This is a genomic window from Chitinophaga sp. SVR4-12A (genome assembly GCF_056754765.1).
Window position 1 is genome coordinate 2198445 of sequence record NZ_JBPGWP010000001.1, and the last position, 12231, is coordinate 2210675.

Here is a 12231-nt window from a genome sequence, read left to right on the forward strand (position 1 = left end):
ATTATTGACAGATGAAAAAGACAATACTATATATATTTCCTGCCCTGCTGTACTTTGCAGTGACCGGCTGTACCAAGTTTGTAGATAAAGGCTTGCCGGATACCTTTGATGATACTGATTTCTGGACGTCAGAAGACAAGATAAGGACCTACAGCTGGGAGTACTACAATATGTTTTCCGGCTTTGGTAACGGCCAGGGTACAGGCGACTTTTACTTTACCTCTTTCACAGACGACCAGGCAGCACCTACCTTTCCCAACTATGCCGTATCAGCACCCGCAACGGCAGCTGAATGGGACTGGAAATACATCCGTAAGGCCAACATCATGCTGGAGCGTATAGACCAGGCGCCTATCCCCGACGAAGCAAAGAACCACTGGAAAGGCATCGCCCGTTTCTTCCGCGCATTCCGTTATTTCCAGATGGTGCAGGCTTATGGGGATGTACCCTGGATAGGCCGTTCTATGGACATCTCAGAAACAGGCCTGATCTATAAACCACGTGACTCAAGAGCGCTGGTGATGGACAGCGTACTGGCAGATATTAACTTTGCGGCCGATAACCTACGGGTAAGAGACCTTACCAATAATGTCAATGCCACCAATACTATTAATAAAGACGTGGCGCTGGCATTCAAATCACGTTTATGTTTGTTCGAAGGTACTTACCGTAAATACCACACCGAGCTGGGACTTACCGGTGCGGATAAGTTTCTCACGCAGGCGAAAGATGCATCTGCAAAACTTTTCACTGCCGGATACGTTCTTTCTGAAGACTACCAGGCCATTTACAATACTATTGATCTTTCCGGCGGACCGGCAGCAAAAGAAGTACTACTGTTCAAAAGATATGTGCCCGGCATACTCATGCATTCTGTAGTAGGCTTTACTAGCGGCACTACGCAAATGAGAGGCTTAACTAAATCAGCGGTAGATGCTTACCTCTGTGATGATGGCTTACCTATCTCCCTTTCGCCTAAATACATGGGTGATGATGGCATCAAAAACATCCGGGCTAACCGCGATAAACGCATGCTCATCACCGTTGATACCTTCCTTTGTTATAACGGTTCGCTGGTGAACGGATTAAGCTCCAGCACGGGCTATCGTCCTTCCAAGTTCCTTCAACCAAAGATTGCCAATGAGCGGTCCCCCTATAACGATACGGACGCACCCCTTTTCTGGATGGCGGAAGTATATTTGAACTATGCAGAGGCATGTGCAGAATTGGACCAGCTGGGAACCGCTCCCATCACACAAGCCGATCTTGACAATTCCATTAACAAACTGCGCGACAGGGCCGGTATGCCTCATCTGCAATTGAACGGCATACAAGGGGTGGCAGTGAACGGCACTCCTTACACAGATCCAAAGAAAGACGCCGATGTTACCTCCCTGGTATGGGAGATCCGCCGGGAAAGAAGAGTAGAGCTCATGATGGACGGATTCCGCTATCAAGACATCCTGCGCTGGAAAAAAGGCATCTATATGGACAGCGATCGCAACCCGGATATTTTCCTCGGCGCTAAAGTACCGGATAATGGCAAGGTACTGCGGAATGCCGATGGCTATATCATGCCTTACAAGGCAGGCACCAAGCGGACCTTCATTGATCCAAAACATTACTTATCGCCGATACCAACAGGGCAGATAGCACTGTACCCGAATGGGGAACTGGAGCAGAACCCGGGATGGCAATAGTGTTTAAAATGCCAAATCCCAACATCAAAATTTTCGCTATTTTACCATCATGAGAACCACAGCACTATGGGCAGCCCTCATAGGCCTGCCCCTTTTTAGTTATGCACAGCAAACTGCTAAACCACCATTAGATCACAGCGTATACGACAATTGGGAAAACGTAAGCAGCAAGGCTGTCAGCAACAACGGGCAATGGATCATCTATACCATCAGCCCGCAGGAAGGCGACGGCCGCCTGGTAATATATAATGCCCACACACAGCGCAGCCTGGAAATACCGCGTGGCAATAGCGCCGTGATCACAGAAGACTCGCGCTTCGTGGTGTTTTCCATAGACCCCTTCTTCAAAGACACCCGGCAGGCCAGGATCAAAAAGAAGAAAGCGGCAGAAATGCCTAAAGACTCACTCGGCATCGTGACACTGAACAAATGGCAAGTCTGGAAAACGCCCATGGTAAAATCCTTCAAAACACCAGAGAAAGGCAGCGGCGCCCTCGCCTACCTGCTGGAAAGAGCGCCTTCAGATAAAGACAGCACCGGCGGTACACCGCTGGTGATCCGCCAGCTGGAAACAGGCCGGGAAGATACTATTCCCCATGTGCTGGAATATGCTTTCAGCAAACCGGGTAACAAACTGCTGGCAGAAACCACTGTTTCCAAAAAAGACAGCCTGGCAAAAGCGGCGGTGCTGTTATGGGATGTAGCCACCCGTCAAACAACTACCCTGAGCCGTGGCACAGGCGAGCGCAAAGCCCTCACCTTTGACGAAAAAGGCGTACAGGCCGCCTGGCTCAGTACCCGTGACAGTGCCAAAGCCCTGCAGCATATTTTTCAATTGTATTACTATCGTCCCGGCCAGGACAGCGGCACTATCGCTGCCGACAGGAATACCAAAGGCATCCCGGCAAATTGGGGCGTGGCAGATACCAGCCAGCTTTATTTCAGCAATAACGGACAACGCCTGTTCTTTGGCACGGCGCCTATCCGTCCGCCGAAAGACACAAACATCGTAGATTTCGAAGTAGCGAAAGTAGACATCTGGCACTACCAGGATGATTACCTGCAGCCTATGCAGCTGAAGAACCTAAGCAAAGACCTTAAGAAAAGCTACCTGGCCGTATTCTATCCAGATACGCGCCATGTGATACAGCTGGGGGATACCGACCTGGAAAATATCAGCACCGCAGATGAAGGCAATAGCGACTACGCTTTAGGCTATACGGACAAAGGTCAGCGCATTCCCCTGCAATGGACCGGCCGCACACTGAAAACCGCCTGGCTGATCAATGTGAAAGACGGTACGCGCCGTTTGGTAAAGGAAAAACTGGATGGCAGCTTTTACATCTCCCCCAAAGGCCATTACCTGTACTGGTATGACATGGCGGCCAGGCATTGGTTCAGCTACGAATCTGCCAGCGGTACTATCCGCAATATCAGCGCCGCTATTCCTACCGCCATGTTTGACGAGGAAGACGATCATCCGGATGCACCGGACGCTTACGGTACAGGCGGATGGCGGCAGGACGACCGCCGTGTGCTGCTGTATGACCGTTATGATATCTGGGAGGTGGATCCCCTTGCAGCCACCGCGCCCAAGAACCTGACAGGCTTTGTTGGCGGCAGGGACAAAACCCGCTTCCACTACCTGAAGCTGGATGAGGAAGAGCGCTTTATCAAACCCGGACAAGCCATCGCACTCAGCGCCTATAATGAGCGAAGCAAATACAATGGCTTTTATATCATAAGACCTAAGGACGCCCAGCCGCAAAAACTGGCGATGGGGCCTTATGCCTACCAGCTGTTGCAAAAAGCCAAACAGGCAGACCGCTACATCTTTAACAAAAGCAATTACCAGCTCTCACCCGACGTGTATACGGCTGCCTTATCCGGCAAAACACTTTCGTTTGATAATGCAGTACAAATAAGCCACATCAACCCGCAGCAGCAAAATTACAACTGGGGCACTGCGGAACTGTTCCAATGGACAGCCTATAACGGCAAGCCTGCAGAAGGTATCCTGTATAAGCCGGAGAACTTTGACAGCACGCAGCATTACCCGATGATCATCTATTTTTATGAGAAGCTGACAGATGGTTTATACAATTACCAACCGCCGGCCCCCACTCCTTCCAGGTTAAACATTCCCTTCTTTGTAAGCCGGGGCTACCTGGTGTTTGCGCCTGATATCAGTTACGAGAATGGTTATCCGGGCAACAGCGCCTATAACTATATCGTGAGCGGCGCCAGGGCGCTGGCAACACACAGCTGGGTAGACAGTACCAACATCGGCATCCAGGGGCAAAGCTGGGGCGGTTACCAGGTGGCCTACCTGATCACCAGGACCAGCCTGTTCAAAGCGGCATGGGCAGGCGCGCCGGTGGCCAATATGACCAGCGCCTACGGCGGCATCCGCTGGGAAAGCGGCATGAACCGCCAGTTCCAGTACGAGCATACGCAGAGCCGTATTGGCGGCACTTTATGGGAAAAACCGGAGCTTTATATAGAGAACTCTCCGCTGTTCCACCTGCCAAAGGTGACCACTCCCCTGGCTATCATGGCCAATGACGCAGATGGCGCAGTACCCTGGTACCAGGGCATTGAACTGTTCACCGGCCTGCGGCGCCTGGGTAAACCCGTTTGGATGTTGAATTACAACAATGAAGCACATAACCTGGTACAAAGGCAGAACCGGAAAGATATACAGCGCCGTGAGCAGCAGTTCTTCGACCACTTCCTGAAAGGCGCGCCGGCTCCGCAATGGCTGGAACATGGAGTGCCCGCCACGGAAAAAGGCGTGAACTGGGGCTGGGATACCGGCAAATAAGACATATTTCCCTTATCAGAACAGGTAATTTACAGATTGAGAGCTGCATCCGGAAGGGGCAGCTCTCGCCTTTTGTTGCATGGATGTCTATGTCAGATTACATCCAGGTTGCATATAGATTGGTGTGATTTCCGGGACAGATCCGGTACTGCGCCGGTGATAACCCCTATCTTTAAAGAGATGGGTTATCACCGGCTCAAATACGGAAGAGATACGGGACATCCAGGGAATATATAGGAATCCGACGGGGATTTGATGGGGATCTGATGGCGATCTGACCGCGTTTTAGGGGGAGTATCATCGGATTTTTACCGGAGACAGGCGCCTAACCCTTTCATAATTAATCCATAATTGACCTGGATTAATTCCCCTTCCGTATATAAAATATTTTCACTATATTTACGTAGCCAACGAAATGAGGGAGTACAGGGAACAAATTCAGAACCACAACACTTTTTCCTATGAATTTCCATATCTACCGTCCTGCAGCCAACTTGCATCCTTATGTAAAGCACTATTACTATTGGCATGATGATACTTCAGGGATGATCACATTGCCACAAAGCCTGTTATCATTAGGTGACCAGTATATGGTATTTCTCCAGGAGGGGGAGGTCAGCTGTCAGCCTTGTCATCACGCAGCCTTTAAGCTGCCCGAAGCATCGGTGATCGGTCATTTTACCTGCTCCAGCCAGCTGAAAGTGAAAGGGCCTGTAAAAATGGTGATCGTACAGTTAAATGCTTACGGTTGCTACCGCATGCTGGGTATGAATATGCATGCCATCAGCAACTACTACCGTAACCTGGTCAAAACAGGCAATGGCAGCTGGGAACAGCTAACGGCGCAATTGCGCAGTGCAGACGCAGGGCAGGTGCCCGCGCTGCTGGACCAGGCCTTACAAACCGCCATGCAGCAGCAAACCTACGATAAACAGGCAGTAGAAAAAGTGGCTGATTACCTGCAAAAGGAGAACGGCCATGTAAACATTGCGCACCTGGCCAGCCGTTTCCGCCTGTCGAGGCCTACGCTGGAAAGAATGTTCATGGAAGTGGTGGGTTTGCCGCCTAAACTGTATGCCCGCATGCTGCGCTTCAAAAAAGCCATGCGCGTAATGCAGCAGATCGCCATGCCGCAGTGGCAGCCGATTGCAGGCTCCGGCAACGGACAGTTCTACAACGAAGCGGTTTTCAGGCAGGATTATGTATATTTTAATGGTCAGACACCTTCTTTCTTTATGCCCTCCGGCACTACAGGCGCAGTAGCGCAGATGCCGTCAACGGGCGCAGGGGCGGCAGTAGCTTGATAAAGAACATTTTGCTATTTTGCTGCCAAATAGCATCTCATGGAAATCATGCAGGTACAATCGGGCGAACTTTCTATCAGCACGGACCGTAATAAGCCGGGCCTGGACCCTTATCCATTCTTTTTTGAGCGATACGTCCCGGGCCGAGGGTATTCCACGATTTTTGCAGGTACACTATCCTGATGTATATAAACAAACACATCCATAGCCCATGATCACTACCTTAAAAACAGCCGACTACTGGAAGGAGCAATTGCAGCTGACCACACACGTGGAAGGAGGCTCGTTCCGTGAAACCTACCGGTCCGGATGGATCCTGCACAAATCTACCTTGCCGCCTGGCATGAAAGGCAACCGGCATGCATCCACCTGTATTTACTTCCTGCTGGAGCATGGCGACTTTTCCGCCTTTCACCGTATAGCGGCTGACGAGATCTGGCATTTTTATGACGGCGAACCCTTAAGTATATACGAAATAGACAGCACCGGGCATCTCCTCGTACACAAACTGGGCCGCAACCTTCACCTGGGCGAGCAGCTGCAGGTGGTGATCACGGCAGGCAACTGGTTTGCCGCCCGTGTAGACGTTCCCGGTGGCTTTACGCTGGCCGGCTGTACCGTGGCGCCTGGCTTTGATTTTGAGGACTTTGAACTGGCCCAGCGCTGGAAACTGCAGGCGCAGTACCCGCAGCATAAAGAGCTTATCGGCGCCCTTACGCGTGAGGATTAACCTATTATCCATTTAGCATGAAACGATTTTTCACCTTGTTAACGCTTGCCCTGCTGGTATTGCTGATATTCTGGCTGGGCAAACAGTTTGGCAGCAGGACCACCAGCCAGGAAGTGCTGAGCAACAGCATTGTAGTACGGGAAATTGCGGAACTGGCCAGCCTGGAAGTACAGGGAGTGGCCAGCATTAAGCGCAGCAACCTGGAAAACAGCGGCGACTGGACGGATAACCTCAAGAAGGTGTTCCTGGAAAATACGATATGGGTATCTATCCCTTACCTGGCCAAATACGGCGTAGATGTGAATGAACAGAATTTTCGTGTAGCCACCAGCGCTAACAAGATAACGGTACGTATGCCGGCGCCCAAATTGCTTAGTTATGAGCTGAAGGTAGACAAAATGGAGACCTCCAACCGCAAAGGCTGGTTCCTTTTCCAGGATGACGAGACCTATACCGATGTGCAGAAGAAGCTGTACCAGACCTCCCGGGCGCAACTGGAATCCAACGCGGTCTACCTGCAGCAGTCTAAAGACAAGATCCGCAAGATCATTACGCAATACTACCAGCCTTTTTTACATGATCATGAGCTGGAGCTGGTATTTGAGGACGGAAGCGCCCCGGCGCTGAAATAGGCTGCTTTAGGCAGCATTCTGCGCTATATACTTCACAAGGCAGCGTTTAGCCACCGGCAGCAGTGTTTCGTTCAGGGGGAATACCAGTGCGGTATCGATCCTGTATACGGCCGGGTTGGGCAATTTTTTACGCTGCCGGATCAGCAGTGTTTTGATATGCTCGCAGGAATACACCAGGTTTTTCTGGAAAGCCTCAATGTATTGGGTGTGAATGCCCCTATATTTCTCATCGTGCCGCTCAAAGATGGTGAGCCGGTACTCATATACCAGGGTATCCCGGTGGCGGCCGTCTGACAAAAAGAGGTACCCTTCCTGGCTGTCCAGGGGGACCAGCCCCACGGGCGCAATATTGAAGCTCTCTTCCACCAGCTCGTAGATCTCCGTGCCTTCCTTAATGGTTTTGTTCATTTTGCTCATGGCGTAGTGGATAATAGACTCCAGCTCCTGCATCAGCTCGTCATCTGCTATCATCTGTTCATAGAGCAGCTGCAGCTTTTCCATGTTCAGCGCGGTCAGCCGTTTGGGAAAATGCTGCTGGATAAACTGCTTGTTTTCACGGAAAGCCACCAGGTTGTTGTAGTGAAAGATCACATCTGCCAGCTGTGGATACAGCATGTGCTGGTTGAAATAGCGGTTTATTTCCTGGAGGTAGGCAAGCAAGGTATATTTTTTTTGCTCGAAGTCTATATAACCGTCTGCGAACCAGGTTTCACTTAATATACCCATAACAATAAAATTTAATGGATTATATACTAAATTTACAAAAAAAAGGCCAAAAATGTTGCATCATATTACTTTTCATATCATTTTAATAAATAATTAAAAAACTGTCTGAACCCTTGTCTGTGCTGTATTTGGGGTGTAGAGGACATACCCCCAAAACTTCTTTTTACAAATAGTTGATAAGGTTGTCGCTTTTATCGAAGTAATTTCTTTATCTTCAGTATTATTTTTCATTTTTTTAATTTTTTAGTCATGAACATTTACGTAGCCAACCTTCACTATAGGTTGAACGATGAGGACCTTCACCAGATATTTGCCGAATTTGGGGAAGTTAAGTCCGCTAAAATCATTAAAGACCACGAAACTGGCCGTTCCCGCGGTTTTGGATTTGTGGAAATGCCTAACCAGGAAGAAGGACAAAAAGCTATGGACAGTTTAAACGGCAGCGAGATTGAGGGCAAGCAATTAATGGTAAACGAAGCAAGACCTAAACAACCGAATAATAACTTCAGAAGTGGTGGTGGTAACCGTGGTGGCGGTGGATACGGCGGCGGCGGACGCGATCGTCGCTATTAATGTTGTTACTTATTCTATTGCGCCAGGTTATTCAAGGCCAAACGAATTAGAAGAGCCGTCCTGAGATTCAGGGCGGCTCTTTTTTTGACTATTTGTGCAGAAAGGTGGCGCCGTCTGCATTTTTGAAACCCCGTACGTTAGCACTCCACGGTTCAAATAACGGCGCCATGTAATTTATGGTTCATAGGATATGTAGTTATGTGGAATCATTAGAGATTGTTCAGACAGATCCTCGAAACCAGCTCCGATTTTGAGGATACGTTCAGTTTGTGATAGATCTTCTTCAGGTGATGATTGACCGTAAAAACGGACAGATGCAGGCGGTCTGCCATGATCTTATAGGAATGGCCTTCTTTCAGCAGGTTTAATAACTCGTATTCCCTTTCCGTTAACTTATACCGGATAGTTTGCAGCGGATCTTCATTAATATGGCAGATCAGCATGTAGCATATCCTGGGGCATAGCGTGCCACCATAGCGGATAGCGTCCTGGATGCCCTGGTAGATCTCTGTAAGACGGCCGCTTTTTACGATATAGCCGTGGGCGCCTGCCTTGAGGGCGGCCAGCACATACTGTTTTTCCTGGTGGGCAGACAGTATAATGATCTTTGCATCGGGAAAATTGGAGCGCAGCCTGGGAATACCGTCTATGCCAGACTCGCCGGGCAGGTGAATGTCCAGCAGTATAGCGTCTATGCTCACATCCTCCATGTGCAGGCCCCAGCATTCCTCCAGCGAGCGCTGGGCAAATACCACCTCGCATTCGGGGTAGTCTTCCAAAAACTCCCTGTAGCTGTTTAACTGGAAATAATTGTCCTCAATAATGCCGATCTTGGTCATGGGGTAAGGATAGGGTACTTAAATACGCTCCTGGTTCTCCATAGTAATGCCTTGTAAATTACTGTGAATTACCCTTTTAGCGGTTAACTCGATGTTAATGAGACTAATAAAAAAGCCGGATCGCAATGCGGTCCGGCCCCGGGTGTTGATAAAAGCTTGCTTATTAATATTCTTTCTGCGGATCAAAGCTTTCCAGCTCCTGCGCCACGGCGCTGAGGAAGGTGGAGCCTAATGCGCCGTCTACGATGCGGTGGTCGTAAGAAAGGGACAGGTACATCATGTGACGGATAGCGATAGAATCGCCAAACTCCGTTTCAATCACCACCGGGCGTTTTTTGATGGCGCCTACGGCCAGTATAGCTACCTGCGGCTGGTTGATGATGGGAGTTCCCATCAGGCTGCCAAAAGTGCCTACGTTGGTGAGGGTGAAAGTACCGTTCTGGGTATCTTCCGGCTTCAGGCGGTTCTGGCGGGCGGCGTTGGCCAGGTGGTTTACCTGCCGCGTAAGGCCTACCAGGTTAAGCATGTCTGCATTCCTGATCACCGGTACAATCAGGTTGCCGCTGGGCAATGCAGTGGCCATACCGATATTGATATCCTTTTTAACGATGATCTTATCGCCTTCCAGGGAGCAGTTCACCAGTGGGAAACGCTTCAGGCATTTCACCACTGCTTCTATAAATAATGGCGTAAAGGTGAGCTTCTCTCCTTCTCTCCGTTCAAAATCCTTTTTAACAGCGTCGCGCCATTTTACCATGTGGGTAACATCGGCTTCTGCGAAGCTGGTTACGTGCGGGCTGGTATGTTTGCTGCGTACCATATGCTCGGCGATCAGCTTACGCATACGGTCCATTTCAATGATCTCTACGTTTCCGCCGCTGGTGCCGTTATATTGCGGTACAGGCGTGGGCGCCATTACCGGTTTGGATGCTGCTGCCGGCACATGAACCGGTTCCGCTTCCTGTATAACAGGCTGCTGTTTACCATGCTTGCGGGCCTCTACATATTCCAGTATATCCTTTTTGGTCACTCTTCCTTCGTTACCGCTGCCCGGTATCTTTTCCAGTTCGGAAAAGCTCACGCCTTCCTGCTGTGCGATGGTGAGCACCAGGGGCGAATAGAAACGCGGGCTGCCGGTAGTGAACTTTGGCTCTATCTGGTCGTGAACAGGCGCTGCTGCAGCAAAGGATGCTTCCTGCTGCGCCGGTGCATGATGAACAGCTTCCACGGGAGCCGGCTGCGCAGGAGCTGGCGCCGGTGTTCCGGCAGCATCGGAAGTTTTAATACGGGCAATGACGGCGCCTACCGGTACTACTTCATTCTCTGCAAACAGTAATTCGGTAATTTCTCCATCTGCAATGGAGGGCACTTCACTATCCACCTTATCGGTAGCAATTTCAAGCACGGTTTCATCAGCTTTTACCTGATCACCGGGCTTTTTATGCCAGCGTAATATGGTGGCTTCCATGATGCTTTCCCCATTTTAGGCATTACCAGTTCTACAATGGCCATAAGATCTATTTTAGTGTTTTGCTGGCAACAAATGTAAGGTAATTAGTTAGAACGCGAAACGCCGGAAGCAAAACGCTGAACGCTGCGTTATGCGTTCAGCATTAAGCGTTAAGCAGTTTTCGCAGCTCATTCATGGCATAGATGGCTGTCATGTGTATGTTGCGTTCGCGGTCGTATAGCAGGCGGTGTTTTACAGTAATGATCTTCTCTGCGCTGCCAACGGCTATCCATACCGTGCCCACAGGCTTTTCGGGAGAGCCGCCGTCGGGCCCCATGATGCCGGAGACAGCTATCACATAATCTGTTTCCAGCAGCTGCAATGCCCCTGTCGCCATTTCGCGCACGGTTGCTTCGCTGACGGCGCCATGGGCAGCCAGGGTTTGTTCCTTTACTCCCAGCAGCTTCATTTTCATTTCATTGGCGTAGGTCACCACGCTGCCTTTAAAATACGCGGAGCTGCCGGGGATGGCAGTGATATTATGGGCGATATAACCGCCGGTACAGCTTTCTGCCGTGCCTACGGTTTTATTTTTGGCGTACAGGATGCGGCCCAGCACCTCTCCCATGGGGATGTCTTCGTCTGCCACCGTAATATCTGCCAGCAGCGTTTGCATCTCCTGGAAATGCAGTTTCAGCTCTGCCGCGGTAGATACCTTGTCTTCTCCCAGGGCCGTTAGCCTCAGTTTCAGCAGGCCGTAGCTGGGCAGGTAGGCCAGTTTGATATGAGGAGGCAGACTGGCTTCAAAGTTCAGCAGTCTTTCGGCGATAAACGATTCTCCCATACCGGAGGTAAGCAGGGTTTGATGGATCACTGCTTTGGTCTGGAATTGCTCCTGCAGCCGGGGCAGCACGTGATGTTCCATGATGCCTTTCATTTCGTGTGGCACGCCGGGCATGGACACGTACACCTTTCCATCTTTCTCGAACCACATACCGGGTGCAAGGCCCCAGCTGTTGAAGAGTACCGTACATACATCCGGCACCAGGGCCTGGTCAACATTGCGCTGCAGCACAGGCAGCCCGCGGCTTTCAAAGAACTGCATCAGGCGTTGCAGGGTAGGCTCATGCGGTACCAGTTTGCCGCCGAAGTATTGGGTAAGGGTGGGTTTGGTGATATCGTCTGCCGTGGGCCCCAGACCGCCGGTGATCAGGACGATATCTGCAGCGGCGCCTTCGGCATCAAGGGCTTCCACGATGGCCTGCCTGGTATCACCTACGGCTACACGGCGTTGTACCCAGATGCCCATGTTGTTCAGCTGCTGCGCCATCCAGGCAGAGTTGGTATCTATCGTCTGTCCTATCAGCAATTCATCGCCGATGGTGATGATGCTGGCTGTTATCTTTTCCACGCTCGTTGGTTTAAAATGATAAGGAACAAATTTAGCGATTCC

10 protein-coding genes are annotated in these 12231 nt (G+C 50.4%); 6 read left to right on the top strand and 4 right to left on the bottom strand.

Annotation, left to right across the window (positions count from 1 at the left end):
* Positions 1–11 precede the first annotated feature (11 nt).
* The 5 genes from ACR9Y8_RS08860 (at position 12) to ACR9Y8_RS08880 (ending at position 7190) form a co-directional block, all read left to right on the top strand.
* Positions 12–1700, top strand: coding sequence for a RagB/SusD family nutrient uptake outer membrane protein (locus ACR9Y8_RS08860; protein ID WP_481212892.1), 1689 nt, complete (start codon positions 12–14; stop codon positions 1698–1700).
* Positions 1701–1749: 49 nt separating this feature from the next.
* On the top strand, positions 1750–4524 hold the full coding sequence (locus ACR9Y8_RS08865; protein ID WP_481212893.1) for an alpha/beta hydrolase family protein: 2775 nt from the start codon (positions 1750–1752) through the stop codon (positions 4522–4524).
* Between the two features lie 461 nt (positions 4525–4985).
* Positions 4986–5828, top strand: a complete 843-nt coding sequence (locus tag ACR9Y8_RS08870) for a DUF6597 domain-containing transcriptional factor (protein WP_481212894.1) — start codon at positions 4986–4988, stop codon at positions 5826–5828.
* A 211-nt stretch (positions 5829–6039) separates the two neighbouring features.
* On the top strand, positions 6040–6558 hold the full coding sequence (locus ACR9Y8_RS08875) for a cupin domain-containing protein (RefSeq protein ID WP_481212895.1): 519 nt from the start codon (positions 6040–6042) through the stop codon (positions 6556–6558).
* A gap of 17 nt (positions 6559–6575) precedes the next feature.
* Entirely contained in the window at positions 6576–7190 is a 615-nt protein-coding gene (locus ACR9Y8_RS08880; RefSeq protein WP_481212896.1) for a DUF4230 domain-containing protein, read from the top strand.
* A 6-nt stretch (positions 7191–7196) separates the two neighbouring features.
* Here the strand turns inward: ACR9Y8_RS08880 and ACR9Y8_RS08885 are convergent, their stop codons facing one another.
* Positions 7197–7916 carry a hypothetical protein gene (locus ACR9Y8_RS08885; protein WP_481212897.1) on the bottom strand — a complete coding sequence of 240 codons (720 nt, stop codon included), beginning with the start codon at positions 7914–7916 and terminating at the stop codon, positions 7197–7199.
* A gap of 249 nt (positions 7917–8165) precedes the next feature.
* Between ACR9Y8_RS08885 and ACR9Y8_RS08890 the strand changes: the two genes are divergently transcribed.
* Positions 8166–8489, top strand: coding sequence for an RNA recognition motif domain-containing protein (locus ACR9Y8_RS08890; RefSeq protein ID WP_298733744.1), 324 nt, complete (start codon positions 8166–8168; stop codon positions 8487–8489).
* Positions 8490–8698: 209 nt separating this feature from the next.
* Here the strand turns inward: ACR9Y8_RS08890 and ACR9Y8_RS08895 are convergent, their stop codons facing one another.
* From ACR9Y8_RS08895 to ACR9Y8_RS08905, 3 genes are all read right to left on the bottom strand, one after another.
* Positions 8699–9328: a response regulator gene (locus ACR9Y8_RS08895; protein ID WP_481212898.1), complete on the bottom strand. Its 630-nt coding sequence runs from the start codon at positions 9326–9328 to the stop codon at positions 8699–8701.
* Positions 9329–9491: 163 nt separating this feature from the next.
* Entirely contained in the window at positions 9492–10796 is a 1305-nt protein-coding gene (locus ACR9Y8_RS08900) for a dihydrolipoamide acetyltransferase family protein (RefSeq protein WP_481212899.1), read from the bottom strand.
* 145 nt (positions 10797–10941) lie between these two features.
* The gene (locus ACR9Y8_RS08905; protein ID WP_481212900.1) at positions 10942–12189 is read right to left on the bottom strand and encodes a CinA family nicotinamide mononucleotide deamidase-related protein; all 1248 of its coding nucleotides are present in this window, start codon (positions 12187–12189) and stop codon (positions 10942–10944) included.
* Positions 12190–12231 lie beyond the last annotated feature (42 nt).